We start from the raw sequence: 16,717 nt of genomic DNA on the forward strand, positions 1-16,717 counted from the left end.
AATCCGCCTAAGACTCGTTACTCACGGTGATAAGGATGGTTGGTCGTGATACTCCATGCGCGATACAGGCTTTCGGCAACCAGCACACGCACCAGCGGGTGAGGAAGTGTCAACGCAGAGAGCGACCAACTTTGTTCAGCTGCCGCTTTGCAGGCGGGAGACAACCCTTCCGGGCCGCCGATCAGCAGGCTGACATCGCGTCCGTCCTGCTTCCAGCGCTCCAGCTCATATGCCAGCTGCGGCGTATCCCACGGTTTGCCGGGGATATCAAGGGTGACGATGCGGTTTTTGCCGGCGGCGGCCAGCATCAGTTCACCCTCTTTATCGAGGATGCGCTTGATATCCGCGTTCTTGCCGCGCTTGCCGGCGGGAATTTCCACCAGCTCAAACGGCATATCTTTCGGAAAACGGCGCAGATACTCGGTAAAACCTGTCTGTACCCAGTCCGGCATTTTTGTGCCGACGGCGACGAGTTGCAGCTTCACGCATTAACCCCAGAGTTTTTCCAGCTCGTACAGACGACGGCTCTCTTCCTGCATGACATGGACCATGACGTCGCCCAGATCAACGACCACCCAATCGGCGGCGCTTTCACCCTCTACGCCCAGTGGCAGCATGCCCGCGGCGCGGGACTCCTGAACCACGTGATCCGCGATAGAAGCAACATGGCGGCTTGAAGTGCCGGTACAGACGATCATGCAATCGGTGATGCTCGATTTGCCCTGAACGTCAATGGCGACGATGTCCTGACCTTTCAGGTCGTCAATTTTGTCGATAACAAAATCCTGGAGTGCTTTACCCTGCAAGTGTTCCCCCTGGGTGAGTAAAAAATGTACTGGTCATAAACAGCCTGACATTATACCTGAAAGACGGCGAATGTCGGGACAAAAGTCCAGGCTTCGCGACATGAAAAGTGGGCTATCATCCCATCCTGGCCGCGCGATTGCATCGCCAATTTTGTAAAACAATTTCTGCGCGCGGAGAATAGCAGCCTGCGGGGTCCTGTCAATCACCGAATCACTACAGCTTAAAAGATGGATGAAAAAGCGGCTACTTATCGTCAGGATGCCAGACCGCACGGCTGTTTAGCACCCGCAGCGTGGCAAAATCGTCGCGCAGATCCACCCGGCTCCAGCAGCCCTGATCGATATGGAAATGCCACAGCGACGAGGCGGGCATACTCAATAAACGGGCAATCAGCAGGCTGATAACCCCCTGATGGCTGGCGATGAGCACATTTTTCTGCGTCTGTTTCAGATCCTGCAACAGCGTCACCACGCGCTCGACCCTGGCCGAAAAATCCTGAAAACCTTCACCATTAGTCGGAACCGCATGCTGCCAGTCGGTACACCATGCGGCGTAGCGCTCGGGATCGTCGTGCGTTAAATCGCGGTGGTGGCGCATCTCCCAGTCGCCAAAAAACATCTCATTGAGCAGGGGCGTGGTGTGAGTTTCGATATCGCGCGATGCCAGCACGCGCGCAGCTGTCTGCCGGGCGCGATCCAGTTCGCTGCAGAGCACATAATCGAAGGGCACGGCGTGGAGCAGGTCGTGAAGGGTTTGCGCCTGGGCTAATCCTTTTGGCGTTAAGGGCGTCGGGGCATGTCCGCTGTAGAGCCCGGCCACGTTCGCTTCAGTCTCGCCGTGGCGTATTAACCAGAGTCGCATACACTTCTCCTGTTGATCGCGCGGTTTAGCGGTAGAGGCCCTGCTGATGGATGTACTCAAGCACGGCAGCAGGCAGCAGATCGTCGCACGGCTCATCGTGCGCCAGCCGCTGGCGAATACGCGTGGCGGAGATATCAAACCACGGCGTTTCGGCAAGATAGATTTTACCGGCGGGCAGAGTGTGCAGATCCTCTACGCGGGTTGTAAGGTGTGCGTCCAGCCAGCGCTGGTGTGCCTCTTCGCGCATCGTGAGGGCATAACCCGGGCGGCGGCAGACAATCAGGTGGCAGTTATCAAGAATGGTGTCGTAGCGATGCCAGCTATGGAAAGTGAGCAGCGAGTCCTGGCCAATAATAAATGCCAGCGGAGCCTGCTCGCCAGACTCCTGCCGCCACGCCTGCAGCGTATCCGCGCTGTAGGAGGGCTCATCGCGCATCAGTTCACGCTCATCAAGGGTGAAGAGCGGTTTATCAGCGATTGCCAGCTCGACCATGGTTTTGCGCTGCTGGCTGTTCGCCTCCGGCTGCGGGCGATGGGGCGGCACATTATTGGGCATGATCGTCACTTTTGACAGGCTAATAAGATTTGCCAGCGCTTCCACCGGTTTCAGGTGACCGTAATGGACAGGATCGAAGGTGCCGCCAAACAGCGCTTGTAACTGTTTCATATCAACCATCAATAAAGATGTCAGCGAGGGCTTTGTGACAGAGTAGCAGAGAGAGCCCCTCCAGCTCCGCCCAGACCGACTGACCGTAATCCTGCTTGACGATCAGCTCAATACGGCTCAGCAGATGCACTGCCTGGCGAAGCTGATCGGCACTCAGCCGGTTCAGCGCCTCCGTGGTGGTGCCGCGGCGGTTTTGCCACACCCGGTGCTTATCAAACAGCGCGCGCAGCGGCATCTGCGTCATCTGGCGTTTCAGCGTGACCAGCAGCAGCAGCTCGCGTTGCACGGTACGCAGCAGGATCACCGGCTCGCACGCCTCCAGCCGCAGCTGGGTCAGAATATGCAACGCGCGCTTGCTCTTACCGGCCAGCAGGGCATCGACCCAGTGAAACGGTGTGAAGTGCGCGGCATCATTAACCGCCTGCTCGACGCGGGGCAGGGTGAGCTTGCCATCGGGCCACAGCAGCGCCAGGCGTTCGAGCGCCTGCGCCAGCGCCAGCAAATTCCCCTCGTAGCAGTAGCAGAGGAGTTGATTGGCGGCGTCGTCCAGTTCCAGTTTGTTCTGTTTTGCCCGTGCTGCCACCCAGCGTGGCAGGTTCGCCTGTTCGGGCGTCTGGCAACTGACCTGCACCACCTGCGTATTAAGCTGGCTAAGCCAGGCAGCGTTCTCCTGCGCTTTGGTAAGCTTATTGCCGCGCACAATCAGGATCAGATCCTCATGCAGCAGGCCAACCAGCTTTGCCAGCTGTTCGTTCATCGCGGCGTTCGGGCCGTTATCCGGCAGCTGTAACAGCAGGGTTTGTCGGCTGGCGAACAGGCTCAGCGCCTGGCAAATAGAGAAGATGGCATCCCAGTCGGTGCTGGCATCAAGCGAAAAGGTGTGGTGTTCCGTGAAGCCTTGCGTAGCGGCAACCTGCCGCACTGCATCCTGGCTCTCTTGCAGCAGTAACGGGTCGTTACCGAGCAGCAGATAGGCCGCGCGCAGCCCTTCATTGAGCTGCGCGCGGAGTTGTTCCGGATAAAGCCTGAGCATTAGCTACCTGGCGTTGCCGGGGCGGGCTTCACGCGTGAGGATGAAGATATCTCATTTTGCGTGTTTTTTTCGTCCGCCGTGCGCACGCTCGGCAACTGGCGAATCAGCTGCTCTGCGGCTTTGTTGTACATCTCCTGAACGATAATTTCCTGCTCGGCCGCTTTTGCCAGCGCCTTCTGCGGGTTATCGAAGAATGACCGGTACACTTTGGTGCTGATCGGATAGATATCGTGACCCGGGATCAGCACCGATGCGGTAACAGTCAGCACCATCTGATACTCTGCAGCCTGACCATTCTGGAACACGGATGCAGTATCATTCCCCATAAACACCGAGCCCAGACGCAGCGACGGCACATCCTGTCGCGTTGTGCTCTCATCCAGCAGCGTGACGCCATTGAGGCGCAGCTGGCTACGGATAGCGCGGCTCAGCGGTCCATTTGGATCGCCGGAGTTAAAGATCATCGTTTTCATTTCCGGCGGCACCTGAGTTGTGTTGCGCAGATGCCAGCCACATCCAGCGGTGACCAGCACCGCCAGGGTTACGAACAGTGTTGCCAGATATCGCACGCTTCCTCCCGCGCTTAACCAACGACCAGATTGAGCAGTTTGCCCGGTACATAAATCACTTTACGTACGGTAACGCCCTCAAGATATTTCGCCACCAGGTGCTCCTGGCCTGCGCGTTCACGAACCTGTTCTTCTGTCGCATCGACGGCGACGGTAATTTTACCGCGCACTTTGCCGTTGACCTGAACTACCACCAGCGTGGTGTTCTCAACCATCGCTTTCTCGTCGGCAACCGGCCACGGCGCGTTATCGATGTCGCCTTCGCCGCCCAGCTCCTGCCACAGCGTGAAGCTGGCGTGCGGGGTGAACGGGTTGAGCATACACACCACGGCCAGCAGCGCTTCCTGCATCAGAGCGCGATCCTGCTCGCTCTCCTGCGGCGCTTTCGCCAGCTTGTTCATCAACTCCATGATCGCCGCGATGGCGGTGTTGAAGGTCTGACGACGGCCGATATCATCGGAGACTTTGGCGATGGTTTTATGCACATCGCGGCGCAGCGCCTGCTGATCGTCATTCAGCGCAGCCAGATCCAGCGGCGCAACGGCACCCAGGGCAGTGTGTTCGTAGACCAGTTTCCAGACGCGTTTCAGGAAGCGGTTTGCCCCTTCCACGCCGGACTCCTGCCACTCCAGCGTCATATCTGCCGGGGAGGCGAACATCATAAACAGGCGCACGGTATCCGCGCCGTAACGCTCTACCATCTCCTGCGGGTCGATGCCGTTGTTTTTCGACTTCGACATCTTGCTCATACCGGTGTAGACCAGCTCATGGCCCGCGGCATCGGTCGCTTTCACGATACGGCCTTTCTCGTCACGCTCGACGATAGCTTCTTTCGGTGACACCCAGTTACGCTCGCCGCTTTCGCCGAGGTAGTAGAAGGCATCTGCCAGCACCATACCCTGACACAGCAGCTGTTTGGCTGGTTCGTCAGAGTTGACCATGCCCGCATCGCGCATCAGCTTGTGGAAGAAGCGGAAGTAGAGCAGGTGCATGATGGCGTGTTCGATACCGCCGATATAGATATCAACCGGCAGCCAGTAGTTCGCCGCGTTCGGATCCAGCATCCCTTCGTTGTACTGCGGGCAGGTGTAGCGCGCGTAGTACCAGGAGGACTCCATAAAGGTGTCGAAAGTATCTGTTTCGCGCAGCGCAGGCTGGCCGTTCACGGTGGTTTTCGCCCACTCCGGATCGGCTTTGATCGGGCTGGTAATGCCGTCCATCACCACATCTTCCGGCAGGATCACTGGCAGTTGGTCTTCTGGCGTCGGCATCACGGTGCCATCTTCAAGGGTCACCATCGGGATGGGGGCGCCCCAATAACGCTGACGGGAAACGCCCCAGTCGCGCAGACGGAAGTTCACCTTACGCTCACCGACGCCTTTCTCTGCCAGCTTGTCAGCAATGGCGTTAAAAGCGGCGTTGAAGTCGAGACCGTCAAACTCGCCGGAGTTAAACAGCACGCCTTTTTCGGTCAGCGCCTGGGCGCTGAGATCCGGCTCGCTGCCGTCGGCGTTCAGGATGACCGGTTTGATATTCAGCTGATATTTGCTGGCAAATTCGTAGTCGCGCTGGTCGTGACCCGGTACGGCCATCACCGCGCCGGTGCCGTACTCCATCAGCACAAAGTTCGCCGTCCAGACCGGAATCGCTTCGCCGGTCAGCGGATGAATCGCTTTCAGGCCGGTATCGACGCCTTTTTTCTCCATCGTCGCCATTTCGGCTTCCGCGACTTTGGTGTTGCGGCATTCATCGATAAAGCTCGCCAGCTCCGGGTTGCTCTGGGCAGCCTGCTGCGCCAGCGGGTGACCAGCGGCAACGGCCAGATAGGTCACACCCATAAAGGTGTCCGGGCGGGTGGTGTAAACGGTCAGCTTCTCATCGCTGTTCTGCACATCAAAGGTGATCTCCACCCCTTCAGAACGGCCGATCCAGTTACGCTGCATCGTTTTCACGGTATCCGGCCAGTGATCCAGTTTATCCAGATCGTTCAGCAGCTCGTCGGCATAGGCGGTGATTTTGATAAACCACTGCGGGATCTCTTTACGCTCAACTTTGGTATCACAGCGCCAGCAGCAGCCGTCGATAACCTGTTCGTTAGCGAGTACGGTCTGGTCATTCGGGCACCAGTTCACCGCAGAGGTTTTTTTGTAGACCAGCCCTTTTTTATAGAGCTCGGTGAAGAATTTTTGTTCCCAGCGGTAATATTCCGGGGTGCAGGTCGCCACTTCACGGCTCCAGTCGTAGCCGAAGCCCAGCATTTTGAGCTGGTTTTTCATGTAGGCGATATTGTCGTAGGTCCACGGTGCAGGGGCGGTTTTGTTTTTCACCGCGGCGCCTTCAGCCGGCAGGCCAAACGCATCCCAGCCAATCGGCTGCAGCACGTTTTTACCCAGCATGCGCTGGTAGCGGGCGATCACATCGCCAATGGTGTAGTTACGGACGTGGCCCATGTGTAGTCGGCCAGAAGGATAGGGAAGCATCGACAGGCAATAGTATTTCTCTTTGCTCTCGTCTTCGGTGACCTCGAATGTGCGCTTTTCTTCCCAGTGACGCTGTACGGTGGATTCTATCTCTTCCGGGCGGTATTGCTCTTGCATGGCAGCCAGTAGTCCTGTTTTTGCTACAGCTACAAATGTAGCGTTAATAGGTGGTTTTTAGTCGGCATAGCATAGCCCAAACGCCAGCCTCAAAACAGCCTTTCCGAAAAGCGCTGGTGAAATAGCCCTTCTCTGCGCCACATCACTTTTTCATCACGCAACAGACGGCTCGGCAGAGGCGGGGGAAATTAACGTCTATCATTAAAATGAATCACTTAACCGGAGGCGAAACGATGAACAAGGTTGCGCAATTTTACCGTGAACTGGTCGCTTCACTGACCGAGCGCCTGCGTAATGGCGATCGCGATATTGACGCATTGGTTGAACAGGCTCGCCTGAGGGTCACACAGACCGGTGAGTTAACGCGAACCGAGACGGATGAGTTAATGCGCGCCATTCGTCGCGATTTGGAAGAGTTCGCCCGCAGCTACAACGAAAGCCAGAGTGAGGTCACCGACGGCGTCTTTATGCGGGTGATTAAAGAGAGCATCTGGCAGGAGCTGGCGGATATTACCGATAAAACCCAGCTGGAGTGGCGCGAGGTATTTCAGGATCTGAACCACCACGGAGTCTATCACAGCGGAGAGGTAGTCGGGCTGGGGAACCTGGTTTGCGAGAAGTGCCATTTCCATCTGGCGGTCTACACGCCGGATGTGCTGCCGTTATGCCCGAAATGCGGCCACGATCAGTTCCAGCGCCGTCCGTTCGAACCTTAACAGCCAGCGCCTGCCCACATCGCGCGGGCAGGCGTAAGGGGATTAATGCAGGATCTTGGCGAGGAAGTCTTTTGCGCGATCCGATTTCGGATCGTTAAAGAAGGCATCCTTCTCCGAGTCTTCGACGATTTTCCCTTCATCCATAAAGATCACGCGGTTCGCCACTTTACGGGCGAAGCCCATTTCGTGGGTTACCACCATCATCGTCATCCCTTCGTTAGCCAGTTCGACCATCACGTCCAGCACTTCGTTGATCATCTCCGGGTCGAGCGCCGATGTCGGTTCATCAAACAGCATCGCTACCGGATCCATGCAGAGCGCACGGGCAATCGCCACGCGCTGCTGCTGACCGCCGGAGAGCTGTGCCGGAAACTTATTGGCGTGTGCCGTCAGCCCAACGCGCTCCAGCAGCTTCAGCCCTTTGTCGCGCGCCGCCGCTTTATCGCGTTTCAGCACTTTCACCTGCGCCAGCGTCAGGTTTTCGATAATCGACAGGTGCGGGAAGAGCTCAAAGTGCTGGAAGACCATCCCGACGTGGGAGCGCAGCTCTGCGAGGTTGGTCTTCTTGTCATTCACTTTGGTGCCATTTACCAGGATCTCGCCTTTCTGTACTGGCTCAAGGCCATTGACGGTTTTGATCAGCGTCGATTTACCGGAACCCGACGGGCCGCAAACTACCACCACCTCGCCCTTTTTCACTTCGGTGGAGCAGTCGGTCAACACCTGAAAGTGGCCATACCATTTCGAAACATTTTTCAGGGAAATCATTAGACGGTCCTTTTCTTCAGCCAGCTGACCAACAGCGAAGCACTCAAACTAATAACAAAATAGACAGCGCCAGCAAACAGGATCATTTCGACCTGCGTACCGTCACGCTCGCCAATCGTGGAGGCCGTGCGGAAGAAATCCGCCAGGCTCAGGACATACACTAACGAGGTGTCCTGGAATAAGACGATGCCCTGGGTAAGCAGCAGCGGTACCATGGCGCGAAACGCCTGCGGCAGAATAATCAGCTTCATCGACTGCCAGTGCGTCATGCCGAGCGCCAGCGCCGCGCTCGACTGCCCGCGGGAGATACTCTGGATCCCGGCGCGGATAATCTCCGAGTAGTACGCCGCCTCAAACATCGAGAAGGCGACCATCGCGGAGATAAGCCGGATATCGGTTTTCGGCGACAGGCCCAGCACGTTTTGCAGGAAACCCGGCACGATCAGATAGAACCACAGCAGCACCATCACCAGTGGAATCGAGCGGAAGACGTTAACGTAGCTTTTCGCGAACCAGCGCAGCGGCGCGAAGGTCGACAGACGCATCACTGCCAGCAGCGTGCCCCAGACGATACCGAACACAATGGCGATGGCGGTGATTTTCAGCGTCACCAGCAATCCCGCCCACAGATAGGGGAGGGAAGGGACGATTGAACTCCAGTCAAACTCATACATCGTTATTTGCCTCCCATATTGCCCGGCAGGCGGATTTTGCGTTCAACCAGGTTCATCACCAGCATAATCACGGCGTTAATCACCACGTAAGCGAGGGTAATGGCGGTAAAAGATTCCCATGCGTGGGCGGAGTAATCGAGCAGCTTGCCCGCCTGCGCCGCCATATCCACCAGACCAATGGTCGAAGCGATGGCCGAGTTTTTCACCAGATTCATCATCTCGGAGGTCATCGGCGGAACGATCACGCGGTAGGCATTCGGCAGCAGCACGTAGCGGTAGGTTTGCGGCAGCGTCAGGCCCATCGCCAGCCCGGCGTTCTTCTGCCCGCGCGGCAGCGACTGGATCGCGGCGCGCACCTGCTCGCAGACGCGAGCGGCAGTAAACAGCCCAAGGCAGACCATTGACGAGAGGAAGAACTGGATGTTGGGATCCAGCTCCGCTTTAAACCACATGCCGATATCTTCCGGCAGCAGCTCCGGCACCACGAGATACCAGGTAAAGAACTGCACAATCAGCGGCACGTTACGGAACAGTTCCACATATAAGGTGCCGATCCCGGAGAGGAAGCGGTTGGGAACGGTGCGCAGGATGCCAAACAGAGAGCCGACCAGGAAGGCGATAATCCAGGCCGTCACCGACAGGGCGATGGTGACCTGAAAACCGCTCCATAACCAGCCAAGATAGGTGGTGTTGCCGAACGGGGCCTGTTGCAGGAATATTCCCCAGTTCCAGTCTATGGACATAAATCTACTCCAGAAAAAAAAGGGTAGCAGCGCTACCCTCGAAGATTGTGTGAAGTGCGAATGTTCACGCTGAGTGGGGAACGGCCACTCAACGCATAGTCTGTCCGTGCAGCTTCGACAATCGAGAGGGCAGGTAAACCCGCCCCTAATGGTTGTAATTAGTTCAGAGCTTTGTCATTCGGTTCTTTGAACAGCGCTTTCATGTCGTCAGAAAGATCGAAGTTCAGGTTCATGTTTTTCGGTGGAATCGGGTTTTTAAACCACTTGGTGAACGATTTTTCCGCCGCACCGGAGGTCTGGTACTGCGCGATGGTCTCATCCATCAGCTTTTTAAATTCCGGATCGTTTTTACGCAGCATACAGCCATAAGCCTCTTTCGACTGCGGCGTGCCGACGATCTCCCAGTTATCCGGTTTCTTCGCCTTCGCTCGCTCGCCGGCCAGCAGGGCATCATCCATCATAAAGGCCACCGCGCGACCGCTCTCCAGCGTACGGAAGGAGTCGCCGTGATCTTTCGCGCTGATGATGCGCATATCCATCTTCTTCTCGTCGTTCAGCTTGTTAAGCAGGATCTCGGAGGTGGTGCCGGAGGTAACAACCACGGCTTTACCTTTCAGGTCGGCGAAATCTTTGATCGGGCCGCCTTTTTTGGTCAGCAGTCGGGTGCCAACCACGAAAATGGTGTCAGAGAAGGCTGCCTGTTTCTGGCGCTCGACGTTGTTAGTGGTGGAGCCGCACTCAAAGTCGAAGGTGCCATTTTGCAGCAGCGGAATGCGGTTCTGCGAGGTGACCGGGATCAGCTTAACGGCCAGATCCGGCTTGTTGAGCTTCTTCTTCACCGCTTCAACGATAGCGTTGGAGTAGTCTTGTGAATAACCGACAACTTTCTGTGTGTTGTCGTAATAGGAGAACGGTACGGAAGATTCACGGTGACCGACGACGATAACGCCGTTTTTGGCAATTTTATCCAGCGTCGATTGCTGAGCCGCTGCGTCGGCAGGCTTCGCCTCTTCGGCGTGTGCCAGACCGGCGGACAGTCCCATCACCAGCATGGCGGCGGCCAGTTTACGTAATTGCATATCCAGACTCCTTTATCGTCAGTGCGTAAAGCACAGTGATACCCGTTGTGTTGTTGTTATGTGCTGCTACATATTCGTGCAGTGTCGTGTGTGTTTGTTACATTTAGTCTGGCTTAATGTAAAGAATTTGCTGCGGTATTGTTTATTTTTGCGAGGCGCGCCGCACCGTTTAGAGGCAAAAATCTCACATTGCACCAGAATAGTGCTGCGACCGATCCCTGCCGGTGCGACCCGTTTACGCACGGGCAGATTTGGTCGTCACGGGGTAGATATAAGCAAGCGGCATGCCAGTTTGGTGGATGCAGAAGAAATTGCCGGATGGCGGCTTACGCCTTATCCGGCCTACGGGGAAGTGCGAAATTTGTAGGCCGGATAAGCGCAGCGCCATCCGGCAAAGGTATGAGTTCACTGCCGGATGGCGGCGTACGGGGAAGTGCGAAATTTTGTAGGCCGGATAAGCGCAGCGCCATCCGGCAAAGATATGAGGCCACTGCCGGATGGCGGCGTACGCCTTATCCGGCCTACGGGGAAGTGCGGAATTTTGTAGGCCGGATAAGCACAGCGCCATCCGGCAATCTAAGGCAGAAATTAACGACGGCGTTGACGCAGGCCCAACACCAGCGCGGCAAAGCCCAGCAGAACCGTGATAATCCACACCGGCCAGTTACCCATTCGCGCATACGGCGTTAACCCGCTGGTGGGCGTTACTTTCGCCGTCAGCACCTCGCGGGTGAACTGCGGCAGCATCGCCTGGATCTCCCCCCGCGGCCCAATCACGGCGGTAATGCCGTTATTGGTGCTGCGCAGCAGCGGGCGCGCCAGCTCCAGCGAACGCATACGCGCCATCTGGAAGTGCTGCCATGGCCCAATCGACTTACCAAACCAGGCATCGTTGGAGATGGTCAGCAGGAAATCGGTGTCCGGACGGAAGTTATCCCGCACCTGCTCGCCGAGAATAATCTCGTAGCAGATCGCCGCCGTCAGTTTTAAACCATGAGCCGACAGCGGTGCCTGCACATAAGAGCCGCGGCTAAAGGATGACATTGGCAGATCGAAGAAGGGCGCGAGTGGTCGCAGAATCGACTCCAGCGGCACAAACTCGCCAAACGGCACGAGGTGATTTTTATTGTAGCGATCCGTTGAGCGATAGCTGTACGGGCTGCCGGTCCCCAGCGTAATTGCCGCGTTGTAAGTGTCGTAGCGATTCTGTTGATTGAGACGCGCATCAACAATACCGCTGATCAGCGTGGCATTGTTCGCCCGCAGGGTTTTATCCATCTGGTTGAGAAAACCCTGCTGATTAATCTCCAGATCCGGGATTGCCGACTCCGGCCAGATAATCAGCTGCGACTTGCCCAGCACCTGCTCAGTCGCTCCGGCATAAATCTTCAGCGTATTGAGCAACTCACCCGCGTCCCACTTCATCGACTGCGGAATATTGCCCTGCACCATCGTCACCTGGGTGGTGCGATCCGGCAGCAGCTGATACCACTGAATAAAACGCAGCGGGAAGGGGAGGGCGAAGAGCACAACCGCCGCCGCCAGCGGACGCCAGTTACGGGTTGCCAGCGCCAGCACCAGCAGGCCGCTCACCACCATCAGCAGGATATTAATCGACTCGACGCCGAGCACCGGTGCCAGGCCTTTCAGCGGGCCGTCAATCTGGCTGTAGCCAAACTGCAGCCACGGGAAGCCGGTCAGCACCCAGCCGCGCAGGAACTCGGTGATCTGCCACACCACCGGCGCGGCAACTGCCACGCGCAGCCAGCTGGTTTTTGGCCACAGGCGCGCGAGCAATCCGGCAAACAGGCCGGTATAGAGCGAGAGATAAGCCGCCAGCAGCGCGACGATAAAGACGTTGATGGGGCCAGGCATGCCGCCAAATTGCGCGATGCTGACATAGACCCAGTGCACGCCGCTGCCAAACAGGCCAAGCCCCCAGGCGTAGCCAATCCAGGCGGCCTGTAACGGACGGCGGTTAAGGGTTAAGCCCTGCAGGCCCATCAGGGAGAGAAGCGCGGCGGGCCAGAGGTCATAAGGTGAAAAAGCCAGCGTTCCGCTGGCTCCGAACAGTAACGCCAGCAGCAGACGGACGCGCTGGCGCTCAAACAAGGCGGCAAATACCATTTACATTACTCATCCAGTTTCGGTTGCGGAGAATCATCCGGCATTCTGACATGGACCTGAATAATACGTCGACTGTCTGCCATAGCGACTTTGAATTGGTAACCATCAATGTCGATAGATTCGCCGCGCGCGGGGAGGTGACCAAACGCCTGCATCACCAGACCGCCAATGGTATCGACCTCTTCATCGCTGAAGTGGGTACCGAAGGTGTCGTTAAAGTCTTCAATCGGCGCCAGCGCGCGCACCGTCCAGGTGTGACGGCTCAGCTGGCGGAAATCGATATCCTCTTCTTCGTCATACTCATCTTCGATTTCGCCGACGATCAGCTCAAGAATATCTTCGATAGTGACCAGACCGGAGACACCACCAAACTCATCAATAACGATAGCCATGTGGTAGCGCTGGGAACGGAACTCTTTGAGCATGCGGTCAACGCGCTTGCTCTCCGGTACCACCACTGCCGGGCGTAACACTTTTTCCATGCTGAATGCTTCGGCATCGCTGCGCATAAACGGCAGCAGATCCTTGGCCATCAGAATCCCTTCGATATGATCTTTGTCTTCGCTAATGACCGGGAAACGCGAGTGGGCAGACTCGATAATGACATCGAGACACTCGTCCAGCGTCTGGTTGCGTTTCAGGGTGATCATTTGTGAACGGGGGATCATGATGTCGCGTACGCGCTGGTCCGCAATATCCATCACCCCTTCGAGCATGTCGCGCGTATCTTCATCGATAAGCTCGTTCTGCCCGGAGTCTCGGATCAGAGCCAGTAATTCATCACGGTTTTTCGGTTCGCCGTGAAAGAGCTGGCTGAGTAAAAGGGAGAAGAATCCCTTTTTGCTGGTGGTGTTGTCGCTACTGTGTGAGTTATCGTCGCTCATGGCGTCGTGTGGGTTCTCATGTTGGTTGAATTGTCGCTCGTCACGCGTAAACTCAGCGCCGGACGGCATTTTGTGCCAATGCGCCAGCGAACTGGCGCACAGACTACTCCTTCTCGGAAATGTACGGATCCTCATAGCCCAGAGCAAGCATTATCTCTGTCTCGATCCCTTCCATCTCTTCCGCTTCCTCATCCTCGATATGGTCATACCCCAGCAGGTGTAAGCTGCCGTGGATCACCATATGCGCCCAGTGGGCTTCGAGGGGTTTAACCTGTTCGAGCGCCTCCTGCTCAACCACCTGGCGGCAGATGATCAGGTCGCCCAGCAGCGGCATTTCGATGCCGGGCGGCGCTTCGAACGGGAAAGAGAGCACGTTGGTCGGCTTATCTTTACCGCGATAGGTCAGGTTCAGCTCGTGACTCTCTGCGCTGTCGACCAGACGGATGGTCACTTCCGCTTCCGGCTGAAACTGCGGGATCACCGCATCCAGCCACGCCTGAAACTGCGCTTCATCCGGCAGGCCGTTGTTATCTTCGCAGGCCAGCTGTAAATCGAGGATCACCTGACTCATTTCTGCTCCTGATCCTGGGCTTCGCGCTTACGCTCGGCGGCCAGTTCTGCTTTCCGTTTCTGCTCCGCTTCTTCCCATGCTTCATAAGCGATAACAATGCGTGCTACCACCGGGTGGCGCACCACGTCTTCGCTGTGGAAGAAGTTGAAGCTGATCTCATCGACATTCGCCAGCACTTCGATAGCGTGGCGCAGGCCCGATTTGGTGCTGCGCGGCAGGTCAATCTGTGTGACGTCGCCGGTGATCACCGCTTTCGAGTTGAAGCCAATACGCGTCAGGAACATCTTCATCTGTTCGATGGTGGTGTTCTGGCTCTCATCGAGAATGATAAAGGCATCATTCAGGGTGCGACCGCGCATATAGGCGAGCGGGGCGACCTCAATGACGTTGCGCTCCATCAGCTTCTCAACGCGCTCAAAGCCGAGCATCTCGAACAGCGCGTCATAGAGCGGGCGCAGGTAAGGGTCGACCTTCTGGCTGAGATCGCCGGGCAGGAAGCCGAGTTTTTCACCCGCTTCCACCGCCGGGCGGGTCAGCAGAATGCGACGCACTTCCTGGCGCTCAAGCGCATCCACGGCGGCTGCGACTGCGAGGTAGGTTTTACCCGTACCCGCCGGGCCAACGCCGAAGGTGATGTCATGATCGAGCACGTTAGCGATGTACTGCGCCTGGTTCGGCGTGCGTGGCTTAATTACGCCGCGCTTGGTCTTGATGTTGACCGCTTTACCGTACTCCGGCACGCTCTCGGCGCTCTGCTCCAGCACGCGCGCTTCTTTGATCGCGAGATGGATCTGGTTCGGCTCGATGTCCTGGGTCTGACCGCGCATCGGCGCAGTATCGACATACAGCGTGTGCAGAATATCGGCAGCCGCATTGACGCAAATTTCGCGTCCGGTGAGTTTGAAGTGATTATCGCGGCGGTTGATTTCGATGCCCAGTCGCCGCTCCAGTTGTTTGATGTTGTCGTCAAACGGGCCGCACAGACTTAGCAGACGTGCGTTGTCCGCTGGCTCAAGGGTGATTTCACGCGTATCTATGTTCAAACTGTTCCTCTTTGATATGTGTCGCCATAGCGTCTCTCTGGCAAGTATTTACGGCATAGCCAGAAGTCGCAAGCATCAGACAGCATGTTGGGGTGATCGCGGGGAAAAGCAAGGCCTGCCAGAAATGGCAGGCCTGAGGTTTTACGGCTGATAAGTACCTACGCCAAGCTCGTTCTCTTTACGGGTACGGGCGATCACCGAAGCCGGAGATTCCGCAACGCGCAGCCCCATCTCCTCTTCGGTACGCACCAGCACGCCGCGCAGGGAGTTGGTATAAACATCCACGATCTCGACGTCGACAAACTTGCCGATCATCTCCGGCGTGCCTTCGAAGTTCACCACGCGGTTGTTCTCGGTACGACCGGACAACTCCATGATGCTCTTACGCGAAGTACCCTCCACCAGAATACGCTGCGTGGTGCCCAGCATGCGGCGGCTCCAGGCCATCGCCTGCTGGTTAATACGGTCTTGCAGGATATAGAGACGCTGCTTCTTCTCTTCATCCGGCACGTCGTCAACCATATCGGCAGCCGGGGTGCCCGGACGCGCAGAGAAGATAAAGCTGTAGCTCATGTCAAAATTGACGTCGGCAATCAGCTTCATGGTCTTCTCAAAGTCGTCGGTGGTTTCGCCCGGGAAGCCGACGATAAAGTCGGAGCTGATCTGAATATCGGGACGCGCCTCGCGCAGCTTACGAATGATCGCTTTATACTCCAGCGCGGTATGGGTACGTCCCATCAGGTTCAGTACGCGGTCGGAACCGCTCTGCACCGGCAGATGCAGGAAGCTCACCAGCTCCGGCGTATCGCGATAGACATCAACGATATCGTCGGTGAACTCAATCGGGTGGCTGGTGGTAAAGCGAATACGGTCAATACCGTCAATCGCGGCGACCAGACGCAGCAGATCGGCAAAAGTGCCGGTTGTGCCATCATAATTTTCACCGCGCCAGGCGTTAACGTTCTGGCCAAGCAGGTTCACTTCACGCACACCCTGCGCCGCCAGTTGGGCGATCTCAAACAGGATGTCGTCGGAAGGACGGCTCACCTCTTCGCCGCGGGTGTAAGGCACCACGCAGTAGGTGCAATATTTGTTGCACCCTTCCATGATCGAGACAAAGGCGGTCGGGCCTTCGGCGCGAGGCTCCGGCAGGCGGTCGAATTTTTCAATTTCCGGGAAGCTGATATCGACGACCGGGCTGCGGTTGCCGCGCACGGAGTTGATCATCTCCGGCAGACGGTGCAGGGTCTGCGGCCCGAAAATGATGTCGACATAGTGGGCGCGCTGGCGAATGTGATCGCCCTCCTGCGAGGCCACGCAGCCGCCGACGCCAATAATCAGCTCCGGGTTTTTCTCTTTCAGCAGCTTCCAGCGGCCCAACTGATGGAAAACTTTCTCCTGGGCTTTTTCGCGGATTGAGCAGGTATTGAGCAGCAGCACATCCGCTTCTTCCGCAACCTCGGTCAGTTGATAGCCGTGGGTGGCATCCAGCAGATCGGCCATCTTTGATGAATCATATTCGTTCATCTGACAGCCCCAGGTTTTAATATGGAGTTTTTTTGTCATCGACTTGCTCTT

17 protein-coding genes are annotated in these 16,717 nt (G+C 56.9%); 1 reads left to right on the forward strand and 16 read right to left on the reverse strand.

Going from position 1 to position 16,717, the window contains the following annotated elements:
• Positions 1-17 precede the first annotated feature (17 nt).
• The 7 genes from rlmH to leuS all read right to left on the reverse strand — a co-directional run bounded on the left by rlmH (position 18) and on the right by leuS (position 6,534).
• Positions 18-485, reverse strand: a complete 468-nt coding sequence (gene rlmH / locus IAE48_RS17715; RefSeq protein ID WP_200135151.1) for a 23S rRNA (pseudouridine(1915)-N(3))-methyltransferase RlmH — start codon at positions 483-485, stop codon at positions 18-20.
• 3 nt (positions 486-488) lie between these two features.
• On the reverse strand, positions 489-806 hold the full coding sequence (gene rsfS / locus IAE48_RS17720) for a ribosome silencing factor (RefSeq protein WP_023479923.1): 318 nt from the start codon (positions 804-806) through the stop codon (positions 489-491).
• Between the two features lie 244 nt (positions 807-1,050).
• Positions 1,051-1,668: an adenosylcobalamin/alpha-ribazole phosphatase gene (locus tag IAE48_RS17725; protein ID WP_200135152.1), complete on the reverse strand. Its 618-nt coding sequence runs from the start codon at positions 1,666-1,668 to the stop codon at positions 1,051-1,053.
• 25 nt (positions 1,669-1,693) lie between these two features.
• Positions 1,694-2,344, reverse strand: coding sequence for a nicotinate-nucleotide adenylyltransferase (gene nadD, locus IAE48_RS17730; RefSeq protein ID WP_200135153.1), 651 nt, complete (start codon positions 2,342-2,344; stop codon positions 1,694-1,696).
• The gene (gene holA / locus IAE48_RS17735; protein ID WP_094420483.1) at positions 2,337-3,368 is read right to left on the reverse strand and encodes a DNA polymerase III subunit delta; all 1,032 of its coding nucleotides are present in this window, start codon (positions 3,366-3,368) and stop codon (positions 2,337-2,339) included. The genes nadD and holA overlap by 8 nt, the downstream gene beginning before the upstream one ends.
• Complete coding sequence (gene lptE / locus IAE48_RS17740) at positions 3,368-3,937, reverse strand: LPS assembly lipoprotein LptE (RefSeq protein ID WP_200135154.1); 570 nt, start codon at positions 3,935-3,937, stop codon at positions 3,368-3,370. Before lptE ends, holA begins: the two co-directional genes overlap by 1 nt.
• Before the next feature lie 14 nt (positions 3,938-3,951).
• Positions 3,952-6,534, reverse strand: coding sequence for a leucine--tRNA ligase (gene leuS / locus IAE48_RS17745; protein WP_200135155.1), 2,583 nt, complete (start codon positions 6,532-6,534; stop codon positions 3,952-3,954).
• 233 nt (positions 6,535-6,767) lie between these two features.
• On the opposite strand from leuS, the gene IAE48_RS17750 reads away from it, so the two are divergent.
• A complete protein-coding gene (locus tag IAE48_RS17750; protein ID WP_054804213.1) occupies positions 6,768-7,250 on the forward strand; it encodes a zinc ribbon-containing protein in 483 nt (160 codons plus the stop codon).
• Positions 7,251-7,292: 42 nt separating this feature from the next.
• Here the strand turns inward: IAE48_RS17750 and IAE48_RS17755 are convergent, their stop codons facing one another.
• From IAE48_RS17755 to miaB, 9 genes are all read right to left on the reverse strand, one after another.
• Positions 7,293-8,018, reverse strand: coding sequence for an amino acid ABC transporter ATP-binding protein (locus IAE48_RS17755; protein WP_023479949.1), 726 nt, complete (start codon positions 8,016-8,018; stop codon positions 7,293-7,295).
• Positions 8,018-8,692, reverse strand: a complete 675-nt coding sequence (gene gltK / locus IAE48_RS17760) for a glutamate/aspartate ABC transporter permease GltK (RefSeq protein ID WP_023479932.1) — start codon at positions 8,690-8,692, stop codon at positions 8,018-8,020. The genes IAE48_RS17755 and gltK overlap by 1 nt, the downstream gene beginning before the upstream one ends.
• Before the next feature lie 2 nt (positions 8,693-8,694).
• Entirely contained in the window at positions 8,695-9,435 is a 741-nt protein-coding gene (gene gltJ, locus IAE48_RS17765) for a glutamate/aspartate ABC transporter permease GltJ (protein ID WP_023480005.1), read from the reverse strand.
• Between the two features lie 158 nt (positions 9,436-9,593).
• Entirely contained in the window at positions 9,594-10,514 is a 921-nt protein-coding gene (locus IAE48_RS17770) for an amino acid ABC transporter substrate-binding protein (protein WP_124969149.1), read from the reverse strand.
• Between the two features lie 588 nt (positions 10,515-11,102).
• Positions 11,103-12,641 carry an apolipoprotein N-acyltransferase gene (gene lnt / locus IAE48_RS17775; protein WP_200135156.1) on the reverse strand — a complete coding sequence of 513 codons (1,539 nt, stop codon included), beginning with the start codon at positions 12,639-12,641 and terminating at the stop codon, positions 11,103-11,105.
• 5 nt (positions 12,642-12,646) lie between these two features.
• Positions 12,647-13,525, reverse strand: coding sequence for a CNNM family magnesium/cobalt transport protein CorC (gene corC / locus IAE48_RS17780; RefSeq protein WP_124971495.1), 879 nt, complete (start codon positions 13,523-13,525; stop codon positions 12,647-12,649).
• Positions 13,526-13,628: 103 nt separating this feature from the next.
• On the reverse strand, positions 13,629-14,096 hold the full coding sequence (gene ybeY / locus IAE48_RS17785) for an rRNA maturation RNase YbeY (RefSeq protein WP_094420479.1): 468 nt from the start codon (positions 14,094-14,096) through the stop codon (positions 13,629-13,631).
• Positions 14,093-15,139, reverse strand: coding sequence for a PhoH family protein (locus IAE48_RS17790; RefSeq protein ID WP_023479981.1), 1,047 nt, complete (start codon positions 15,137-15,139; stop codon positions 14,093-14,095). Before IAE48_RS17790 ends, ybeY begins: the two co-directional genes overlap by 4 nt.
• Before the next feature lie 141 nt (positions 15,140-15,280).
• Positions 15,281-16,705, reverse strand: a complete 1,425-nt coding sequence (gene miaB / locus IAE48_RS17795) for a tRNA (N6-isopentenyl adenosine(37)-C2)-methylthiotransferase MiaB (RefSeq protein WP_023480007.1) — start codon at positions 16,703-16,705, stop codon at positions 15,281-15,283.
• Positions 16,706-16,717 lie beyond the last annotated feature (12 nt).

Origin of the sequence: Kosakonia sp. S57, from assembly GCF_016516575.1 — a bacterium.
Lineage (GTDB): Bacteria > Pseudomonadota > Gammaproteobacteria > Enterobacterales > Enterobacteriaceae > Kosakonia > Kosakonia cowanii.